The 21,378-nt window shown below is 68.0% G+C and carries 12 protein-coding genes and 1 pseudogene; 7 read left to right on the forward strand and 6 right to left on the reverse strand.

Annotated elements, in window-relative coordinates; translation table 11 throughout:
- Positions 1-415 precede the first annotated feature (415 nt).
- Entirely contained in the window at positions 416-3,541 is a 3,126-nt protein-coding gene (locus ACFP2T_RS30140; RefSeq protein WP_377427586.1) for a hypothetical protein, read from the forward strand.
- A gap of 590 nt (positions 3,542-4,131) precedes the next feature.
- On the opposite strand, the pseudogene ACFP2T_RS30145 reads toward ACFP2T_RS30140, so the two are convergent.
- The 3 genes and pseudogenes from ACFP2T_RS30145 to ACFP2T_RS30155 form a co-directional block, all read right to left on the reverse strand.
- A pseudogene (locus tag ACFP2T_RS30145) lies at positions 4,132-4,224 on the reverse strand (IS5/IS1182 family transposase); the annotation flags it as partial.
- A gap of 195 nt (positions 4,225-4,419) precedes the next feature.
- Positions 4,420-4,635, reverse strand: a complete 216-nt coding sequence (locus tag ACFP2T_RS30150; protein ID WP_377427588.1) for a DUF397 domain-containing protein — start codon at positions 4,633-4,635, stop codon at positions 4,420-4,422.
- Between the two features lie 16 nt (positions 4,636-4,651).
- Complete coding sequence (locus ACFP2T_RS30155) at positions 4,652-5,506, reverse strand: DUF5753 domain-containing protein (protein ID WP_377427590.1); 855 nt, start codon at positions 5,504-5,506, stop codon at positions 4,652-4,654.
- Between the two features lie 176 nt (positions 5,507-5,682).
- On the opposite strand from ACFP2T_RS30155, the gene ACFP2T_RS30160 reads away from it, so the two are divergent.
- The 6 genes from ACFP2T_RS30160 to ACFP2T_RS30185 are packed head-to-tail and all read left to right on the forward strand — an operon-like array spanning position 5,683 to position 16,820.
- Positions 5,683-6,300 carry a hypothetical protein gene (locus tag ACFP2T_RS30160; protein WP_377427592.1) on the forward strand — a complete coding sequence of 206 codons (618 nt, stop codon included), beginning with the start codon at positions 5,683-5,685 and terminating at the stop codon, positions 6,298-6,300.
- Complete coding sequence (locus ACFP2T_RS30165; RefSeq protein ID WP_377427594.1) at positions 6,297-6,560, forward strand: hypothetical protein; 264 nt, start codon at positions 6,297-6,299, stop codon at positions 6,558-6,560. Before ACFP2T_RS30160 ends, ACFP2T_RS30165 begins: the two co-directional genes overlap by 4 nt.
- Before the next feature lie 3 nt (positions 6,561-6,563).
- Positions 6,564-10,352: a hypothetical protein gene (locus tag ACFP2T_RS30170; RefSeq protein ID WP_377427596.1), complete on the forward strand. Its 3,789-nt coding sequence runs from the start codon at positions 6,564-6,566 to the stop codon at positions 10,350-10,352.
- Positions 10,349-13,288, forward strand: coding sequence for a BREX-2 system phosphatase PglZ (gene pglZ / locus ACFP2T_RS30175; RefSeq protein WP_377427598.1), 2,940 nt, complete (start codon positions 10,349-10,351; stop codon positions 13,286-13,288). The genes ACFP2T_RS30170 and pglZ overlap by 4 nt, the downstream gene beginning before the upstream one ends.
- Positions 13,285-14,619, forward strand: coding sequence for a BREX system ATP-binding protein BrxD (brxD, locus tag ACFP2T_RS30180; RefSeq protein WP_377427600.1), 1,335 nt, complete (start codon positions 13,285-13,287; stop codon positions 14,617-14,619). Before pglZ ends, brxD begins: the two co-directional genes overlap by 4 nt.
- Positions 14,616-16,820, forward strand: a complete 2,205-nt coding sequence (locus tag ACFP2T_RS30185) for a DEAD/DEAH box helicase (protein WP_377427603.1) — start codon at positions 14,616-14,618, stop codon at positions 16,818-16,820. The genes brxD and ACFP2T_RS30185 overlap by 4 nt, the downstream gene beginning before the upstream one ends.
- Before the next feature lie 11 nt (positions 16,821-16,831).
- Here the strand turns inward: ACFP2T_RS30185 and ACFP2T_RS30190 are convergent, their stop codons facing one another.
- The 3 genes from ACFP2T_RS30190 to ACFP2T_RS30200 all read right to left on the reverse strand — a co-directional run bounded on the left by ACFP2T_RS30190 (position 16,832) and on the right by ACFP2T_RS30200 (position 21,375).
- Positions 16,832-19,135: a low temperature requirement protein A gene (locus tag ACFP2T_RS30190; RefSeq protein ID WP_377427605.1), complete on the reverse strand. Its 2,304-nt coding sequence runs from the start codon at positions 19,133-19,135 to the stop codon at positions 16,832-16,834.
- Between the two features lie 127 nt (positions 19,136-19,262).
- Positions 19,263-20,603, reverse strand: a complete 1,341-nt coding sequence (locus ACFP2T_RS30195) for an alkaline phosphatase family protein (RefSeq protein ID WP_377427607.1) — start codon at positions 20,601-20,603, stop codon at positions 19,263-19,265.
- Positions 20,604-20,625: 22 nt separating this feature from the next.
- Positions 20,626-21,375, reverse strand: coding sequence for a methyltransferase domain-containing protein (locus tag ACFP2T_RS30200; protein ID WP_377427610.1), 750 nt, complete (start codon positions 21,373-21,375; stop codon positions 20,626-20,628).
- Positions 21,376-21,378: the final 3 nt, after the last annotated feature.

Below are 21,378 nucleotides of genomic sequence, written 5' to 3' on the forward strand. Positions count from 1 at the left end.
TGCCTTCGCCGATGCATACGATGCCGTTCGTAGCCTAGTTCGATGTAGTGGAATCGCGCGCGAGATGTCACAGGTGCCACCGACATTGGAGCGCGCTGACATCCGGAGTGGCCTTCTGTTGTCATCGCGGGTTGCTGGCGATGCACCGCCTGGGAGGATCATCAACCGGGGAACCCTCGCCGAGGAACGCTCGAAGGCGAAGGCTGAGTTCGTCGCCCAGCCTCCGACTTGGGCTGCGGTCGTCCATGGCCAGGATTCTACGACCCGATTCATCGAACGCGCGCAGTCTCGCGATCTGGCCGAGCGGGTACGACACCACATTATTGCCCCTATCAGTCGCGGCGTTGACTCACGGCTTCCGACGTTGTTCGTGCTCGGCCCTCCGGGCAGTGGAAAGTCGACGATCGTGCGTCGAGTGATCGGTCAGCTTATCGAAAATGGCGAGATAATCGGAATCGATCTCGGCCCGAATCACGGCTCATTCGAGCCCACGAGTCTCGATCTATTTATCAGCTGCTTCCAGTATCTTGCGCGCAGCGGCCGTCCAGTCGTTCTTATCATGGACGATCCGCTTTTCGCTGAGTCGCAGTGGGATGTTCTGCTGAAAAGGGTCGCCAGCCTCGGAGCTTCTCGAGGAGGTGCGGGTGTCGGTGTCATTGCGGCAAGTCCCACATTTCTTATGGATTCTTATGGGCATACGATCAGAGACCGTAGAATTCACCTCGAGTTCTATCAGTTGGAGTCGCCGACCCAACAAGAACGCCGCGATCTCGCCGTAGCTTTCAACCGCGAGGAAAGCAGCTTCAGCAATCGCGACGATGATTTTATCGTGCTTGCGATGGAAGCTGCCACTGGGATTTCCTTCAACGAAATAATAGGCCGGATCTGGGAGACCCTCAACGACGGATTGGCCATCTCTACACGGGCTCGCGCACGAGACCTGCCTTGGACGGTGAGGGCGCTCATGATAGTCGCTTTCTTTCATCGTTATGCCACGACATGTCCAGAGGATCTCCTCCGGGCCAGCCTTGCTCACAGTCACGACTCGACGACATACGATACCTATGCCCATGAACTCGCCATGCTTCAGGTTACGGCAGGTTGGACTATCTTTCGTAGGTCATGCAGCGGTGATAGCGACAACCCAATCAACCTAGTGTCAACACCACACCCCCTGGTTGCCCAACGGCTATGGGATCTACGTCCAGACCGCGCGTTCGATATAACCGAATGGATCCTGCCCGCTTCGGTGACGGTTCCGTCGTCCGCCGCGCATCTCGCGCAAGTTGCCGAGATTGGGCGACACCTAAGCACGGCCGTCAACGATCACCGGTTGACCCAACGGTTAATCGAGGTGTGGGGGGTGGAATCTGTGCCGACCTGGCAGTTTTGCCGCCTAGTCCGAGAACTTGGTCCGATGGCGAATCACCTCACGGTAGTGCCCCTAAGGAAGCGATGGAAGCGCCGGGACCGACAGAGCTGGCTTGCCGTCTGGTCACTTATCCACCGCGCTCGACGCGGTACGCCAGAAAGCGATCATCTGCAAGCCGTCGACCTGCCGACTTGCCTGAGAATCGCCGACCTTAGTCTAGACCCGGCGGTCGCCATAAAGATCGGTTCGGTCCGCCGATACCGGCCGGAGGTGCTCGCTACCCTGAAAGCCAGCCTTACCGAGAAGGTTAAGTGGCGACTGGATGACCGTCTTCTAGCGTGGGCTATAGATAATGATGCGCGACTAGTTCCAAACTATCCAGACCATCTCGTCGCGTGGTTTGGCGAGGCACCTGGGAAGACAAACGCGTCACTTGCGCTCGGTCGTTGGTATGTTTCGCATGCTCGCAACATATCGGCAGCCCTCCATTCGCTGGTATTAGACCTTCTGGGTGAAGGGATTTGCGACGGTAGTGCGAACAGCGACGCCGTTCTCGTATACATTCAGCTTGTCGAATTGTGTGCCCGCACAGTGAAGGCACGATCGGCAGATCTATTAGCACGGGCCGTCGGATACATTGATCAATGGGCCAATCAGCATCACGATGGTTCGGTGATCGTAAATGCTCGACTTGGGCTCGTTCCCTATATAGTGGATGCGCATGCCTCGTTGCGGATGCGCATCCTAACAGAAAGTTCCGAATGGCTACAATCCCATTCGGACAACGTAAATGTACGTAACCAGTTTTTAGAAGTCGTTTCGGTGCTTGGTGCGAGGTCGCCGATTCCGCTCGGCGATGTGCTTGCTGATGTAAATGCATGGCTTCAGGATCACCCCGACGACGTTGGAGTGCGTAAGCAGTTCCTGCGCACTGTTTCTGAGCTTGGTGCGAGGTCGCCGATTCCGCTCGGCGATGTGCTTACTGATGCAAATGCATGGCTTCAGGATCACCCCGACGACGTTGGAGTGCGTAAGCAGTTCCTGTATGTTGTTTCGCGGCTTGGCGCAAGGTCGCCGATTCCGCTCGGCGATGCACTTGCTGATGCAAATGCATGGTTTCAGGATCACCCCGACGACGTTGAGGTGCGTAAGCAGTTCCTGCGCACTGTTTCTGAGCTTGGTGCGAGGTCGCCGATTCCGCTAAATGACGTACTTGCTGATGTAAATGCATGGCTTCAGGATCACCCCGACGACGTTGGAGTGCGTAAGCAGTTCCTGCGCACTGTTTCTGAGCTTGGTGCGAGGTCGCCGATTCCGCTCGGCGATGTGCTTGCTGATGCAAATACGTGGCTTCAGGATCATCCTGCTGATGCACAAGTGCGTAAACAGTTCTTGCACGTCGCCACGACTTACGGTATGAGTTTCCCGATTCCGCTGATCGACGTCGTCACCGGAACGCAAGTTTGGCTACGAAGCCGTCCAAACAATGTGGACGTACGCAAGCTCTTGTTGCAACTCGTATCGGGCATCGACGGCGCGACTTCGATGCCACTAGCCGAGGCACTAACTGACACACATGCCTGGCTACGGAGCCATTTTGAGCGCGAGGTATGTAAGCAGTTCCTATCCATCGTCGCGAAGCTTGGCACGACGTCGCCGGTTCCGCTGGGCGAGGTTGTCTACGACATTCGAGGATGGCTAGAGATCCACCCTGACGAGACTGACATTCGGAACTATTTGATAACAGTAACGTCTTGGCTCGGTGCTGGCTCTCCTGTTCCGTTGTCCGAGGTTCTGGCTGATACGCACGCTTGGCTACGGGCCCATCCCGAAGACTCAGCTGTCCGTAAGACATTTCTTTCCGTTCTCGCTTCCCCGGAAAATAGGAAACTAGTTCCCGTGGATGAGGTCGTCACCGACACACAGGCTTGGCTTGAGGATCACACTGGCAGTGTAGGCATTCGAAAAATCTTCCTGACGATATGTTGCGACCTTGGCGAAGCGTCGCCAATTCCGTTTGAAGAGATCCTGAATGGCGCTGAAGTGTGGTTAGAGGGGGCGCGCGTCAATAGTGAAGCCAAGGAAGAGGTCTTTTCGACAATTACCGATCTGCGGCGGACCTACGCCGCTAGCCGTGACAACAGGGCTCGTGGAGTCGATAGCGTATAGTAGGCGGCCATATCTGTCTAACCGGAGAGGCTGTTGGTCAATGATTGCTAATGCGCCCATGCTGACTGCCGCCGTGCCTGATGTGCCGAATTGGACTGATGTAGCCCAAGCCTGGGGAAGCCTTCTTGCCTCCACCATCACGCTTTTTGCATTGGTAGCTACCATATGGCTAGCGCGCACCGATCGGAAAAGGTCGGAAGAGAACCTGGAGGCCGAGGTCCGACGTGGGAATGAAGACGTAAAACGCGCACACCAGGAAATCGTCGCCGAACAACTTCGTGTTTTCCGTCTGACGACGCTGCTCAAGGTTGTGGATCTCCATGCGGAGTTTACTACCGCGAGACAATCCGACCGCACTCGAATAGTCACAGCACTCCGCGCGCTATTACAATGTCTACCCGAGGACGTGGCGACGCTTATCCGCTATGATACTGCGACGGCAATCACCGCCACATCTCGTTCGACTGCGAGCACATGGGCAGAGTGCCAGAGTATGCCGATCCAACGACCTGTGCCACCGGAACTTATCGGCACGGAGCTTGAGGCTAACATTAAGTCGTTTCTTCCCGGTGCTCGCCGAGACCCAGTCGGTCCGCGATCGCGTCCCCACCACGCTCGGCGACCAGCCTGACGAGGCGGCGGAACTGGCCGTGCCGCACCCCGGTGAACGGGAGGATCCACACTCACGGGTGGGCTGCCGAGATCACCTGCACCCCGACATCATCCGACATGGACCGACCACGAGTTACGCGACGTCTTTAGGAGCGACCGAGGGTGGGGACTGCTGCCGTTTGGTACTGCGGACTCACCCGCCCGGGCCCGACGGAGGCCCCAAGCGGGCCCACTCAGAAATTAGCTTGGGATGCAGCCCGCATCGCTCAGCGCATTGAAAGTCCGCTGTCCCGACGTAGACCGTCGGTGAAGGTAGCCCAGGCGTACGGGGTGAACCGCAGCACCGGCCCTGTCAGATCCTTCGAGTCCCGTACGCCGACCGACTGACCCAGCTCAGCGACCTCGACGCAGTTGGAGCCGCTGGCGCTGCTGCGGCTGCTCTTTCGCCACGTGGCCCGGCGCAGATCGGTGCTGCCGCTCATCTGGCTCTCCGCAGTGCTAGCTCGGGTATCCGTCCGCCACCCGGGCCAGGAAGTCACAGGTCTTGTCCGGATCGAGCGCCTTCGCCCGCAGGTGGTCGAACATGAGTCTATGTCGTGCCACCTGCTCCTCCTCTTCGAGTAGGGCGGTCGTCGCGTCGTTGTCGACGTAGACGATCGTCGGGTCGAGCACCGGGTCGTCATAGTCGAGGACGGTGAAGGGTCCGCCCATCGCGGCATGGGCACCAGCGGTGAACGGCAGAATCTGGATCTCGATCGTTGGTCGGGCGCATGCCTCGATGAGTCGAGCGACCTGCGCTCGCATCACGTTCGGACCGCCGACCACGCGCCGGACCGCCGCCTCGTCCAGCACGATCCAAAGCTTCGGCGGTACGTCCCGGGACAGCAGCGACTTACGGGCACTCCGAGCCGCGACCCGCCGGTCGACCTCATCCGGATCGGCAGTGGTCCGGCCGGCGAGGATGATCGCGCGGGCGTACTCCTCGGTCTGCAAGAGCCCAGGCACGTAGAGGCTCTCGAAGGTGCTGATCGCGGCGGCTTCGGCCTCGAAGCCGACGTAGTCGTCGGGCAGGACGTCGCCGTACGCGTTCCACCAGCCCTTCAAGCGAGCTTGCCGGGCGAGGGTGCTCAGCGTCTCCCGATCCTCGGCAGACGGCTGGTAGATCCTAAGCAGGTCTTGCACGTTCTGCTGAGTGATCCGCGAGTGCCCGAGTTCGACGCGGATCATCTTCGACCGGTGCCAACCGAGTTCGGTCGCAACGCTCTCGGCGGTCAGCCCAGCCGCCTCACGCAGTCGTCGCAACTCTCGACGCAGCCGTCGCGCTCGGATCGTCGGGCTCGGAATCGGAGCCACTACCTCACCTCCCTGAAGCCAGAACGATCGTCGTCGCTGAACACCACTGATGTCAACACTGCTTTCTGATCGCCAACAACATTTCTCTACTTACGACGTTGCATACTCACCTCCAGATCGGCCATGCTCTCTGTAGCGATCCGCTCACTCATGACGATCAACGCCTGGAGGCTCACGTGACACAGAGCAACTCGCCGGACTGGGACCGGCTGCGTCGCGAGTGGACGCTACCCGAGCCACCCCAACCCGTACCAACCGCCCACAGTGCACCGCCCGAGCCGTACGCCGATCTCTTCGCCGCGCTCGACCGGGCCGACGTCTCCGAGGCTGTCCGCGCGGCCCTCGCCCACGCCCTCAACCCACCCCCACCCGCCGGCCTACCGGACGAGCCCGACGACTCCCCCAGACAACCTCGCCCGCGCCACGAAAGCGGCCCCAACCTGCGCCTGCGCTCCATCGGCCACACCACCGAGCTGCGCCGCCGCTACACCCTGCACGTGACCTTCCCGGCGCACGACCTGTTCGCCGCCCGCAGCAAGGCCGCCGTCTACACCGAGGCGCTGCTCCTGCTCCGGCCCGAGCTGACCACCGACCCGGCGCTGCTCTCCCGGGCCGACCAGTGGAACCACAACGAGCCGGTGACCTGCGGCCGGGCCGGACCCGACGGCGAAATCTGCGTCCGGGCCGCCGACCATCCCGGCTGCCACTGGGACAGCGTCCTCGGCGGCTCGTGCTGGAGCGCCGAAAAGTCGACCGGTCCGGCCAGCTACTGCGACCGGACGGAGGACCGGTGACCCGGCCCGCCCGGAGCCGGCGGCTGCCGTCGTACCCCCGGGTTTGTCCCTGCCGGCACTGCGGCCTCGTCGTGCTGCGCGACAACGACGGCACCTGGATCCACGCCAGCCTTTCCTACACCTGCCGCGACCGCTGGGGCGGCGTGGCCGGCACCACTGCCGAACCCGCTGCTCCGGGCCCCGCCCGCACCCCCACATTCGGGTATTCCGGACCCGACTCCGGGGCACTGGCCTGGGGTGACGGGTCCGATACGGTGTAACCCATGCCGGAGCAGACCCCCCCACCGCTGCTGCGGGACGTGATCGTCATCCCGGAGTCCCCTTCCGCGAGCGACCTGGTGCTCAAGCTCGCCGAGGGTGTCACCGACCCCGCGGAGACCTTCAAGGAGTACGTCATCCCGCCCCGCCTGGTCGACAACTTCGACCAGGCCCTCCGGCTGATCCAGAACGCGCTCGCCACCGGGGCGTCCCGGGCCGCCTACCTGCACGGCTCGTTCGGCTCCGGTAAGTCGCACTTCATGGCGGCCCTGCACGCACTGCTGCGCAGCGAGCGTGCCGCGCGCAACCGGGTCGAGTTCGCCCCGCTGCTGGCCCGGCACGACGTGTGGCTGGACGGCCGGAAGTTCCTGCTCGTGCCCTACCACATGATGGGGGCGAAGTCGCTTGAGCAGCGGGTGCTCGGCGGCTACATCGAGTACGTCCGCAAGCTGCACCCCGAGGCCCGGATTCCGGCGGTGCACCGTACCGACGCGCTGCTCGACCAGAGCCAGCACCTGCGCAGCCAGATCGGCGACGAGGCGTTCATCGCCGGCCTTCCCGGCGGTGAAGAGGACGAATGGGGCGACTCCGACGGCTGGACCAGCGAGAAGCTGGATGCCGCGTTCGCCGCCGCCCCGCTGCACGACCCGACAACCGTCACCCCCGAGGACGAGCTGCGCCGCAAGCTGGTCAACGACCTGCTCAGCACCTGGCAGCAGGGCTTCTTCCGGAACGCGCTCGAAGACAAGGAAGGCTTCGTCTCGCTCGACCGCGGGCTCACCGAGATCGCCGCGCACGCGAAGGACCTGCACTACGACGGCCTCGTCCTCTTCCTCGACGAGCTGATCCTCTGGCTCGCCAACAGCATCGGCGACCAGCGTTTCGTCGCCCGGGAGATCCAGAAGATCACCAACTTCGTCGAAGGCTCGGAGGCCAGCCGCCCGATCCCGGTGATCACGTTCATCGCCCGGCAGCGTGACCTGCGTGAACTCGTTGGCGAGGACGTCACCGGCGCCCACGACCTGGCGTTCCACGACACCCTCAACCTGGCCAGCGGCCGGTTCGACGTGATCACCCTGGAGGACCGCAACCTGCCGCAGATCACCCGGGCCCGGGTGCTCAAGCGGGTCGGCGAGGACGAGGGCGCCAGCGGCCCGGCCGAGCAGGCGATCGACGAGGCGTTCGAGCGGATCAAGCGGGTCCGGTCCGACGTCTGGGACGTGCTGCTCGGCACCGACACCGGCAGCGGCGCCGACCAGGACTCCTTCCAGCTCACCTACCCGTTCAGCCCTGCCTTCCTCTCCACCCTGGTCTACGTCTCCAGTGCGCTGCAACGCAACCGGACCGGCCTCAAGCTGATGCGCCAGATGCTGGTGGACCGCCGCGACGAGCTGCGCCTCGGCCAGCTCATCCCGCTCGGCGACCTTTACGACGTACTCAGCCGGGGCGGTGACCAGCCGTTCACCGAGCGGCTGAAGGTCGAGTTCGAGACCGCGCAGAAGCTCTACCAGAACCGGCTGCGGCCGTACCTGATGGAGCACCACAACGTCGGCGACGACGACCTCGAACAGGCACGGCGCGGCGAGCAGCTCGACCGGGCCGTCGCCGCCCGGGTGCGCGCCTTCACCGGCGACGACCGGATCGTCAAGACGCTGCTGCTGGCCGCCCTCGCCCCCTCCGTACCGGCCCTGCACGACCTGACCCCGCGCAAGCTCTCCGCCCTCAACCACGGCAGCATCACCAGCCCGATCCCGGGTGGCGAGGTCGGGCTGATCGGCCGGAAGATCGAGCAGTTGGCCGCCCGGTTCGGCGAGATCAAGATGCTCGACGGCGACGGGGTACGACTCGAACTCGTCGGCGTCGACGTCGGCAGCGTGCTCAACAACGCCCGGCACCTCGACTCCGACGGCGGCCGGCAGAACATGGTCAAGCGGCTGCTCTGGGAAGAACTCGGCGTCAGCGCCGCCGACGGCTACTTCGACCAGGCCAACCTGGTCTGGCGGGGCAGCCGGCGCAGCATCGAGGTCGTCTACGGCAACATCCGCGACGCCGACGAGCTGCGCGAGGACGCGTTCCATCCGTTCACCCCGAACGCCTGGCGCCTGATCGTCGACTACCCGTTCGACGAGGGCACCCACAGCCCGGCCGAGGACCGCAACCGGGTGCTCGGGTTCAGCTTCACCACGCGTACGGTCTGCTGGATCCCGGCCACCCTCACCATCAACCGGCAGAACGACCTCGGCCGGCTGGTGCTGCTCGACGCCCTGCTCAGCGGCTCCCAGGCGGCACAGCGGTTCGAGACGGCCGCCCGGCACCTCAGCGAGGACGACCGGCGCCGGGCCCACGCGACTCTCACCAACCAGCGCGACGCACTGCTCGTGGCCATGAAAGGTGTGCTGCGCCAGGCGTACGGGGTGGCGAACAAGCAGGCCGCGGACGTGCTCACCACCTACACCGACCACCTGCTCAGCCTCAGCGACCCGCGCGAACTGACCCTGCCGGTCGGGGCGAAGCTGAGCGCGGTGCTGCCCTGGCTCGCCGACCAGATGCTCGGCGCGCAGTATCCGGCACATCCGGACTTCGACCCGGACCGGCGGGGCGAACCGCTGCGGGTCACCGACCTCAAGACCGCCCTGGAGTACGTACGCCGGGCCGTCGAGTCGGGCGAGGACCGGACCGAGGTCGACAAGAAGGATCGTGCCGTCGTCCGCCGCATCGTCAACCCGCTCGGACTCGGGGTGATGCACGAGGCGGCGTACGTGCTCGGCCGGGACTGGGTCGAGCACTTCCAGCGCCGGGCCAGCCAGGAGGGCATCGGCGGGGATCTGCGCGTCGTCGACCTGCGACGCTGGCTCGACGAGCCGCAGCCGCGCGGACTCGAACCGCCGGTGGCCCAGCTCGTGATGGCCGCCTTCGCCGAGCAGACCGACCGGACCTGGATCCGGCACGGCGCGATCCTGACCCCGCAACCCGAACTCTCCGCGATCAACGACGACCTGGCCCTGCGTACCCCGGAACGGCCGGCGGAGGAGGACTGGACCACGGCCCGGGAGCGGGCCATGCACCTGTTCGGCTTCATGGGGCCCACCCTGGCCCGGGGGCGGCTCGTCGCGATGTTCGTCCAGGACCTGTCCCGGCAGGCGCGGCAGCACCGGGAAGCCGCCCACCGCCTGGTCGACGAGCTGGAACGGCACGCCGACCGGCTCGGCCTCGATCCTGCCGCCACCGCCGGCCGGCTGCACACCGCGTACGCGGCCCGGGACCTGCTCGACGGCCTGGACAGCCGGCACCGCGACATCGACATCGTTCAGCAGCTCGCGCAGACCGACCTGGGTGGCCCGCCGGAACGGGCCGGCCGGAGCATCCGGAGCGCGAACGACGTCGTCCAAGCCCTCCGGAACACCTCGTGGGACAACTTCGACCTGCTCGCCGACCTCGGCCAGCCGTGGACCACCGAGGCGGCGGAGATCCTCTCGGCGCTGCGCCAGGCCGCCAACGACGACGAACTGACCACTCCGCTGCCGGCTGCCCTGAACCGGGCCCGCACCCGGACCACCGACCTGCTCCGCCGGGTCACCCGGAACCAACCCCGACCGGTGACCCGCGATCCGAGGCCGGGACCGGACACCACGTCGACGCCCGGCGGCGACCCGGTACGCGACCCCGGCCCGACCGAGCAGGGCAGCGTGCTGGTCGACGGCGACGACCTGAACGAACTGGTCGAGACGCTGCGCAAGGTGGCCGGGCGTAACCCGGGGAGCCGGCTAGAAGTCGTCTGGCGGGTACGCCGGTGACCGTCACCGCATCGTCTCCCCGGGCGCTGCCGGTCAATCCGCACACCCTCGCCCAACAGGTCAAACGTCGGCTGCGGAGCCACCGGCCCGGCCGCGATCCCGACCCGGTGCTGCTGGTCAACGCCGCACCGGTCTGGCCGTACGACCCGATCCTGACCGTCGACCCCAAACTGCGGGTACGCGTCGTCGCCTGCGTCTCCACCCTCGCCATCTGGGAACAGCTCGCCGACCCGCGCGACCTGCCCACAGTGGTATTGACCGACCTGTCGGAGGAGGAACTGGGCACCGGCATCCTCAGCCGGGCACACCAGCGCCGGGTCTTCGACATGGAACCGTGGGCCCTGATCAGAGAGGCGTTCGGCGCACGGCAGTCGGACTCCCGGCTGGAGGAGCTTTCCTGGGCCGGACGCGCGCTGATCGAGGCCACCCCGCCGGGCGGCTGGCCCCAACTCCCCGGCATCGTCCTGCAACGCGGCACCGCACTGCGGCACCTGACCGTGGAACGGCTGCGACTCGCCCAGCTCGGCACCGCCGCCGAGGACATCGACCCGGCCGCCCTGCTGCGCTGGAGTGCCCTTCCGGTCGCACCGCAGGCCCTGAACGCGCTGTCGGAGGCGGAACGGACCGGGCTGCTCGGTTGGCTGGGCGACGAGTTCGGGCCCGCGTTGCGGGTGTTGGCCGCCCTGCACGAGGTCGGGCACGTCACGGACACGTTGCCGCTCGGACTGGTCTGCGGGGCTCTCTGGACCGCCGACGACCCGGACAGCCTGCGCGCGCAGGGCCGGGTCGACCAGTACCTCGGCGGGACCCATCTCGCCCCGGACGTCGTCGCCGCGTTCGCCGCTGCCGCGCACGAGACCATGGTGGGCCTGCTGTCCAACGCCACCAGACGCGACGGCGGCACCAGGCGCGACGGCGTCGCCGGTCCCGACGCCGGGGCCGGAGGCGACAACGCGGCCCGCCGAGGGGCCGGCGAGCTCGACCCGCGCCAGCTCGGCCACACGGTGCTCGACCGGGCCGAGGAACTGCTGCTCGGCTTCGCCGCGACCGGTGCCGCCCGACACAGCGACATCCTCCGATCCAGCTTCACCCACCGACTCGGCGAGGTTGCCCAGGCATTGAGCCGTACGGTCAAGGGTGGCACGGTGCTGCCCGAGGCGCTTCCCGCCGCCGGGCAGGCCGTCACCCACCTCGCCGCGCACCGCCTCGCACCGCACTACCCACACCGCGTCGAACGGGCCGAGATGGCGCTGCGGCTGGTCCACTGGCTGGCCGGGCCCGTCGACTCCCCGCTCGGCGTGGCTGAGGGCATCGGCCGTCAGGTCGCACAGTGGTCCTGGGTCGACCTGGCCCTGGAGCACGTCTGGATCGGCGAGGACGCCCACGCCGCGCTGGCCGCGACCTATCGGCTGATCCACGACCTGGCCCAGCACCGCCGCCGGGAGCTGGACCGGGCCTTCGCCACGCACCTCGCCAACTGGACCGCCGGCGGTGGAAAGCCGGGAGACCTGCTCACCGTCGAGACCGTGCTGTCCCGGGTGGTCGCCCCGGTGGTGCAGGAGGACAGCCGGCCGGTCCTGGTCGTCGTGGTCGACGGCATGACCGCCGCCATCGCCGCCGACCTGGCCGACCAGCTCACCAGAGGGGGCTGGCTGGAGTACGACCCGCTGGCCAGCCGACCCGGCCGGAAGACCGAGGCCCGGCGCCGGGGCGTCGTCGCCGCCCTGCCCACGGTGACCACGGTGTCGCGTACCTCGCTGCTGGCCGGCGCGCTGCGCGAAGGCGGTCAGTCCGAGGAGCGGGCCGCGTTCGAACGCAACCCGCTGTGGCAGGGGCGGCCGGCGAAACTGTTCCACAAGAGCACCCTGCAGGGCGACGCTGGTGAGGTGCTCAGCGACAAGCTGATCCAGGCACTGAGCGACCCCCGTACGGTCGTCGGCGTCGTCGTGAACACCGTCGACGACGCACTCCGGTACGGCCGGGAAAGCGCCGACGCGGGCTGGCGGATCGACAATCTCGGCGCGCTGCGCGCCCTGCTCGACTACGCCCGCTACCAGGGACGGGCAGTGATCATCACGAGCGACCACGGGCACGTGCTGGACCGGGACACCAACTCCCGACCGGTCGTCGAACCGGCGTCGGCCCGGCACCGTACCGATCCGGCCCCGGCCAGCGACGGTGAGATCGAGTTGACCGGATCCCGAGTGGTCACTACCGGCAATAGAGTCGTCGCACTGTGGGACCCCCGGGCGCGCTACCTGCCCCGGCAGGCCGGCTACCACGGCGGCGCGTCGCTGGCCGAGGTGACCGTGCCGCTACTTGCCCTGCTGCCGCTCGGCGCGGCGGCTCCGCCCGGTTGGCGCCTCCTCGGGCCGCAGCAGCCGGAGTGGTGGTCGCCGACGGTCGAGTCGCCCCCGGACGTTCCGGCAGACTCCCCTACGCCGGCGGTCGCGGCGGCTCCGGTCCGGCGCGAACGGCCCGGCGCGCGGCGGAGCACTCCGGCCCCCGAGCCCGGTACCACCCTCTTCGAGCTGCCCACCGTCGAGCCGCCCGCCGCCGAACTGCCGGCCGACGCCGCGCCACCAGCCGTACCGGCGGCGCCGGAGGGGCACCGCGGCCTGGTCGACGCGCTGCTCGGCTCGGAGATGTTCGACGCACAGCACTCGCTGACCCCCCGAAAGGTGCCGATCAGCAAGATCCGAGGTGCCCTCACCGCCCTGCTGGACGCGAACGGCGTCCTGCCGACCGTACTGGTCGCCGAGAAGGCCGGTGAGCAGCCGGCCCGAGCCACCGGATTCGTCACCACCCTCCAGCGGATCTTCAACGTCGACAACTTCCCCGTGCTGTCCCTGGTCGACGACGGACGAACCGTCCGGCTGGACCTGACGCTGCTGCGGGAGCAGTTCCAACTGCCCGACTCGGGGAGGCCGTCGTGAGCGCCCGGGTGAGCAGTGCCCGACGTCGGCAGGTACTCGACGCGCTGCGCCGCGGAGCCGTACCCGAATCAGGCCTGGACCTGCTCGCGGTCGGCCTGGACCGGTTCTCCGGCGCGGTGACCGAGGAGATCGACACGGTCCGTACCGGCGGCGCGGTGTTCAAGGCCATCCGGGGCGAGTACGGCTCCGGCAAGACCTTCTTCGCACGGTGGCTCGCCGAACAGGCCAAACGGGCCAACCTCGCCACCGCCGAGGTGCAGATCTCGGAGAACGAGACCCCGCTGCACCGGCTGGAGACGGTCTACCGCCGGCTCACCGAACGGCTGACCACCGCCACCTTCCCGCCGAGCGCGCTACGGGCCGTCGTCGACGCCTGGTTCTACGCCCTGGAGGACGACGTCCTCGGTGGCGGCACGGTGGACGGCGGCGCGGTGGACCCGGCCGACCAGGCGGCGGTCGACCGCGCCGTCGAGGAACTGCTCGGCCAACGGCTCAGTGTCGTGGGCCGGACCGCGCCGACCTTCGCCAACGCACTGCGCGGCTACCGGGCGGCGATCACCAGCGGCGACGCCGCCGGGGCGGACGCCGTACTCGCCTGGCTCGGCGGGCAGCCGCACGTCTCGGCGGCGGCCCGCCGGCACGCCGGTATCCGGGGCGACCTCGACCACTTCGGCGCGCTCGGCTTCCTCCAAGGGCTGCTCGTGGTGCTGCGGGACTGCGGCTACCCGGGCCTGCTGCTGGTGCTGGACGAGGTGGAGACCCTGCAGCGGGTCCGCTCCGACGCCAGGGACAAGGCACTCAACGCGCTCCGGCAACTCGTCGACGAGGTGCACTCCGGCCGCTTTCCCGGCCTGTACCTCGTGATCACCGGCACCCCGGCTTTCTACGACGGGCCGCAGGGAGTGGCCCGGCTGGCTCCGCTCGCCGGGCGGCTGGCCACCGACTTTCCGGCCGATCCCCGCTTCGACAATCCGCGAGCCGTCCAGTTGCGCCTGCCCGGGTTCACCGTCGACTCTCTCGTCGAACTCGGCGCCCGGGTACGCGACCTGTTCGCCGACGGCAGCCCGGCCCGGGACCGGCTCCTCCACCTCGCCGACGACGCATACCTGGCCGACCTGGCCGCCGCCCTGGCCGGTCAACTCGGTGGCAAGGTCGGAATCGCACCACGGCTGTTCCTGAAGAAACTCGTCGCCGGAGTGTTGGACCCGATCGAACTGCATCCGGATTTCGACCCGCGCCGGGACTTCGCCCTGATGGTGGCCCACTCCGAGATGACCGAGGTGGAACGCAACGCCACCCGGGCCGACGAAATCGCCCTGGACCTGCCATGACCGCCACCGCCGGCCCCCGCGAGAACGGAGTCGGGCCGGACGGCGGCGCGGCGGCCGAGCGACTTCATCCGGTGTTGCTGCACCACATCGTCAACACGCTGGGATGGCCGCAACTTCGCGAGTTGCAGGAAGCCGCCGTGGCCCCTCTGCTCGCCGGCGACGACTCGGTGCTGCTCGCCGCGACCGCCAGCGGCAAGACCGAGGCCGCCGTCTTCCCGCTGCTGTCCAGGATGGCGAGCGAACAGTGGGCCGGCCTCTCCGTGCTCTACGTCTGTCCACTCAAGGCACTCCTGAACAACCTGGAACCCCGGCTGCGCACCTACAGCTCCTGGCTCGGCCGCCGTACCGCCGTCTGGCATGGCGACGTGACCGCCTCGACCCGCCGGGCGATCCTGCGCGACCGACCGGACCTCCTGCTGACCACGCCGGAGTCGATCGAGGCGATGCTGGTGAGCGCCAACGTCGAGCACGCCCGGTTCTTCGCCGACCTGCGGGCGGTCGTCGTCGACGAGGTACACGCCTTCGCCGGCGACGACCGGGGCTGGCATCTGCTCGCCGTACTCGAACGTCTCAGTCACACGATCGGCCGGCCGTTGCAGCGGATCGGACTGTCCGCGACCGTCGGCAACCCGCCTGAACTACTCACCTGGCTACAGGGCTCGGAGTCCGGACGTCGGCCCGGACGGGTCGTGGCACCCCACCTCGATCCGACGGCTCCGAACTCGACGGCGACCGATCCGGCGGCACCGGCGCCCTCCACACCTGCTGCCCCCACTCCGGCTGGCCAGATCGAACTGGACTACGTCGGCTCCCTCCAGAACGCCGCGACGGTGATCTCGGCCCTGCATCGCGGCGAGAAGCGGTTGGTCTTCTGCGAGTCCCGCCAGGAGGTGGAGGAACTCGGGCAGCTTCTCCGGATGAAGGGCGTCACCACCTTCCTCTCACACGCGTCCCTCGCGCTGGACGAGCGGCGACGGTCGGAACAGGCATTCGCCGAGGCCCGGGACTGCGTCATCGTCTCCACCAGCACCCTGGAACTCGGTGTCGACGTCGGCGATCTCGATCGCGTCATCCAGATCGGTGCACCGCGATCCGTCGCGTCGCTCCTGCAACGACTCGGTCGTACCGGTCGGCGGCCCGGCACGACCCGCAACTGTTTGTTCCTGGCACCCGACCGGCCGAGCCTGCTCCGGGCCGCCGGCCTGCTCCTGCTCTGGGGGCGCGGTTGGGTGGAGCCGGTGGTCGCCCCGCCCGAACCACGGCACATCGTCGCCCAACAGATCCTGGCGCTGTGTCTACAGGAGCGCCAGGTCGGCGGCAACGTGTGGCACGACTGGTGGAACGGACTCGAGCCGTTCACGGGAAGTGCCGAGGTGATCCTGCGACACCTCGTCGAGCAGGGTTACCTGCAACGTGACGGCGACATGCTCTTCATCGGCCCCGAGGCCGAGCTGCGATTCGGACACCGGCACTTCATGGCCATGACCGCGGTCTTCACCGCGCCCCCCGAGTTCACGGTCCTCGCCGGGCGTACCGAACTCGGCCGGATCGACCCGAGCCTGCTGACCGAACAGGTGCAGGGCCCACGTCGGCTTCTCCTCGCCGGGCGGAGCTGGCAGGTCACCTACGTCGACTGGAAGCGCCGCCGGTGCTTCGTCGAGCCGGTCGACAGCGGCGGAAAGGCACGCTGGACCGGCTCGGGGATAGCGGGACTGTCGTTCGAGTTGAGCCGCGCGATGCGCGACGTGGTGCTCGGTGCCGAACCGCCGGTGGCACTCACCCGACGCGCCACGGATCAGCTCGCGGAGATTCGGGAGCAGCACCTGCCGGCCGCACACCCGGGCGGTACCACGGTCACCCGCCTCCCCTCCGGCGACGTGCACTGGTGGACCTGGGCAGGTTTCCGTACCAACGCCACACTGACGAGCACCCTCGCCGGACTCACCGACCCGTTGCAGGAGCACACGGATCTCTACCTCCGGCTCCGCCGGGATCTCACTCCCGCGCAGTGGCGTGCCGGGATCGCGGATGCCCGCGACCGACTGTGCTTACCGGAGGTGGACGAAAAGGCACTCTCCGGGCTCAAGTTCAACACCGCCTTACCGCAGCGACTCGCCCTCGCCACCTTGGCCACCCGGCTGGCCGACCTGCCCTCCGCGCTTGAGGTGCTACGCGAGCCCAGCCGATTCGTCATCGTCTGACGCGGATCAGCTCACGTCGAGACGGCGGCCGAGGGGGCGACCTTGGCCGTCCGGTAGCTGAGGACGAGGCAGAGGAGCACGATGTTGAGGGCGCCCGCCACGACGAGGAGCGGTGCCGCGAGCAGGCCGGGGGTGATGGCGGCTATGACGCCGAGCGCGACGGGTCCGCGCCACGGTCGGCGGGCCTCGAACATCACCACCCCGTACACGGTCCGGGCGATGACGTGCAGGACGATCCCACCGATGATGATCAGCACCCAGGCCACCCGGGTCTCGCCGAGCGGCCGGCGGATGAGCATTTCGGCACCGACCGCCGTGACGACCGCGGCGGCGACCATGAGCCCATGGCAGTACGCGGCGGCGACGGCGGTACGCGGGGCGGTCGTGTTGACCGCGGTACCGAGATCGCGGCCCCGGGGCAGGAAGTAGCTCCACAGCATCAGGACCGCGTTGGCGAAGGCGATGGTGAAGGCCAGCGTCCGGATGGTGTCGAAGCCCGTACCGCTGTAGACCAGCCCGCTCACCAGGACCAGTTCACCCAGGGCGATGATGTAGACCTGCCGGTACCGCTCCGCGATGTGCTCGCCGATCACCCGCAGGTGTGCCTGCGGTCGGGTCAGTCTCGGCACCGGCCAGCCGAGCCAGGCACTCACGCCGTCGACGGCTACCGCCACCGCCCACAGCACCAGCTGCGGCAGCGGGGGCAGGAGGGCTCCCACCACCCATGCGACGGCGGAGATGCCGAACCAGATGAGGACCCGCGCCGACCGCGCCTGGAGCGGATGGCCCCGCAGGGCCGGGACGATCACCAGACCGCGGACGATGTGGATCGCGGCGTAGGCGCCGGCGAAGAGGAGGCCGTGCTCACCGAAGGCGTTCGGTACGGCGGCCGCCATGAGCAACCCGGCGAACATGATGCCGATGATGAGGCGTTGCAGGTAGGGCTCTTCCGGGTTGAACCAGTCCGTCGACCACGCCGTCGCCACCCACACCCACCAGATCGCACAGAACAGCACCAGCGTCTCCGCGAGGTTTACCAGACCGAAGTCGTTCAGCACGCGTTGCGACAGCCGCGACAGCGCGAAGATCATTGCCAGGTCGAAGAACAGCTCGTGGAACGAGATCTCCCGAGGATGTTCACGCTTGCGTAGCAGCCTCTCCAGCCTGCTCCCGACGGCGGTTACCACGGGGCCGAGTTGGATGTGTCGATAGCTGAGCACGACGCCGAGTAGCACCAGATTGACGACGACCGCCACGGCCAGGGGTGGCAACAGCAGCAGGCCGGGTGAGATGGCCGCGAGGACCAGCATTCCGACCGGCGCACGCCAGGCCGGGCGCCGGAACACGGTCCAGGCGTAGAGCGCCCTTCCGGCAAGGAAAAGGAAAGGTCCGGCGATGATGGCGGCCGACCACGGGGTTCGGGTCTCGCCGAGCGGTCGGGTGATCAGGATCTGGTCGCCCATCGCCGTGACGACGATTCCGGCGAGTCCGACCACGTGGATATGCGAGGTGCGCAGGGCCCTACGAGGTTGCCGGTCGATCGTGTCCGCGAGATTGAGGCCCCGGGGCAGGAACCAACTCCACAACAGCAACACCGCGTTCGCGAAGGCGATGGCGAAGGCCAACAGCCGGACGATGTCGAGTCGTGTTCCGCTCAAACTGATTCCGCTGACCAGGATCAGTACGCCCAGGCTGATGATGAAGATCTGCCGGTACCGCTCCGCGATGTGCTCGCCGACCAACCGCACGTAGCCTTCGCCCGTCTGGCCGATCCCTGGTACGGGCCGGCCCACCGTCACACCCAGGTAGTCCAGCACGATGGCTACCGACCAGCACACCAGTCGCGGCGTGGCTGGCAGGAACGCCCCGGTCAGCCACGGTATCGCGCTCACGCCGCACCAGATCGCGGAGCGCTGCATCTGCTCCTGGAGCGGGTGACCGCCCAGCGTCCGCACATTTGCCAGGTGCCGGCCGAGGTTTACCGCGACATACGTACCGGCGAAGACGAAGCCGTGTCCGGCGAAGGCGTCGGGCACCGCGGCGGCGACCAGCAGCCCGCCGAACATTCCCGCGATGGTGAGCAGGTGCACGTACGGCTCGTCGGGATTGAACCAGTCCGTCATGAGCGCTCCCGCTACCCACAACGACCAGATCGCCGCCAGGAGGATCAGCGTCTGTACCGAGTTCTCCCAGCCGAAATCCCGTAGGAAACGCTGCGCGATCTGCGTGAGCGCGAAGATGATGGCCAGGTCGAAGAACAGCTCGAGAAAGGAGACCTCGCGCGGACTCCGGGGCTTTCGTAAGAGCCGTTCCAACCTGGTGTCCGCCACAGCTCACCCGTTTCGCCCGTCTTATCATGAATATTCGTATCATGACCGGAAGAGCGCAGGGGCCGTTACGTTGCCGTTGGTGACCGGCCGACGCAGCGCGGCGACCGAAGAGCTAACCCCGGGACGGGGGAACGACCAGCAGCGGAATGGTCATCTCGGTCGCCGTGCACGAGCCGTGGTACGCGACCAGGGTCGCCTCGATCGGGTGGTGGGTCTTCGAGGCGAGCACCACGGTCTCGCCCAGGCAGGCGGCCACCACGTCACCGATGCGCTCCAGGTGGGCCTCGGGCACCGGGCCGAACCAGCCGGCCGCGACCGCCTCGGCCCGGGTGGCGACCCACGCCTGCTCGCCCAGCACCTCCGACCAGGCGGCGACGACGTCGGCGGTCGCGCCGGGCACGGTGTGCAGGTAGCGGACCCGGGCCTCCCCCGCCACCACCCGTACGCCGGCCCGCAGCCGGGGATCGGCGTCGAGGTCGTACCGGCCCTCCGCCGGGACGTTGAGCTGCCCATGGTCGGCGGTGACCAGCAACGCGGCGTCCGGCGGCAGCCCGTCGGCCAGCCGGGCGAGCAGGCGGTCCACGTCTTTGACGGCGGACTGCCAGTCGGCGGAGCCGATGCCGCTGCGGTGCCCGTGCCGGTCCACCTCCGGGTGGTAGCCGTACACCAGGGTCGGGCCGGGGCCGGCGGTCAGCGCAGCGAGCATCTCGGTCGCCAGCGCGTCGACGTCGGCCGCGTCCCGGTGCGTACCGGCACCGCCGTACGCGGCCAGGCTGAGTCCGGTGCTGGCGAGTTCCGGCCGACTCACCACGGTCACCGCGACCCCGGCCGCCTCGGCCTGCCGCAACCGGGTCGGCAGCGGCTGCCAACGACGTGGGTCGGGATCGTCCGTCGACTCGGCGGCATGCGCCGGTAACGCTTCCCCGGCCGGGGCGCCGGGCCGTTCCCCGGCCGTCGATCTCGGCTGCTCCTCGGTACCGAGTGGCGGCCAGGACCCGCTCGGGCGGTGCCCGCCGACCGGCGACCCCGGGCCGCCGCCCGGGAAGTTCGGACCATCGGCGGGTGACCTCGGCCAGTCGATGTGGGTGAGGACCCGGTCCGTTCCGGGCACGTTGACCCGGAAGCCGAGCACGCCGTGCGCCCCGGGCGCGGCACCGGTGCCCAGACTCACCAGGCTGGTCGGGGTGGTGGACGGAAAACCACAGGTCAACGGGCGCCCGAACCGGCCGGTGAGGTCGGTCAGCACCGGCGCGTGCGGGGCTGCGGTCGGCAACTGGTACCAGCCGAGGCCGTCCACGAGCAGCACCGCGATCCGGCGTACCCCGGGGAGTTGGGCGGTCAGCCCCAACGGGTCGGCCCGGTCGACGCCCAGCACCGCCAACGCGCTCGGCAGTACGTCGGCCAGACTGCCGCCGAAGTAGTGCGGCCGGACCACCTCGAGCGGATTCGTCATGGCCGCACCCCGCTTCGCCCGGTCACGCCGGGCGGCGGGCGAACAGGTGCAACTGGGCCGCGATGTCCCGGTAGGGCGGCTGCGCCGAGGCGGCCAACTCCAGGTCGAGCAGGGCCGGCGGATCGGCCTCGGCGGCAACCGCGGGGATCAGGTCGGCGAAGACGCGTACGCCATGGGTCTGCTCGACCGCCAGCCCGGCGGACCGGAGCAGCGCGGCGGCGCTGTCGGCGTCGTAACGCCGCCGCAGCGTGTCCCGTGATCCGGCGCGTCCGTCCGGGTCGGCGAGCAGCGCGGCGGCAACGTCGAGGTGGCCGTTCATCACCCGGCTGAGCACGGCGGCGGCCCGGTTCGCCACCAGTACGCTGGCCGCGCCGCCGGGGCGCAGCGCGGTGCCGATCGCCCCGACCACCCCGGCCGGATCGTCGACCACCTCCAGTACGGCGTGACAGAGCACCAGGTCGGCGCTGGCAGGCTCGATCAGCCCGGCGAGGGCGTCACCGTCGCCCTGCACGGCACGTACCCGGTCGGCGACCCCGGCCTCGGCGGCCCGCCGGGTCAGCGCGGCGAGCGCATCGGGGCTGGCGTCCACGACCGTCACCCGGTGGCCCGCCTCGGCCAGCGGCACCGCGAACCCGCCGGTCCCGCCGCCGACATCGAGCACGGTGAGCGTCCTGCCGGCCGTCTGGGCGAGTTCGCGCCGCAGTACGGCCCAGACCACGGCGGTACGCGGGCCGATCGCCGTACCGCCGGGACGGCTCTGAGTTCGCTCCACCCG

Origin of the sequence: Plantactinospora solaniradicis, assembly GCF_042658085.1 — a bacterium.
Classification (GTDB): domain Bacteria; phylum Actinomycetota; class Actinomycetes; order Mycobacteriales; family Micromonosporaceae; genus Plantactinospora; species Plantactinospora solaniradicis.

Excerpts from the sequence above, each read along its gene's own strand:
- ACFP2T_RS30150 (WP_377427588.1), bottom strand. The coding sequence starts at position 4,635 with ATGAGCGGCAGCACCGATCTGCGCCGGGCCACGTGGCGAAAGAGCAGC.
- ACFP2T_RS30170 (WP_377427596.1), top strand. The coding sequence starts at position 6,564 with ATGCCGGAGCAGACCCCCCCACCGCTGCTGCGGGACGTGATCGTCATC.
- ACFP2T_RS30185 (WP_377427603.1), top strand. The coding sequence starts at position 14,616 with ATGACCGCCACCGCCGGCCCCCGCGAGAACGGAGTCGGGCCGGACGGC.
- ACFP2T_RS30195 (WP_377427607.1), bottom strand. The coding sequence starts at position 20,603 with ATGACGAATCCGCTCGAGGTGGTCCGGCCGCACTACTTCGGCGGCAGT.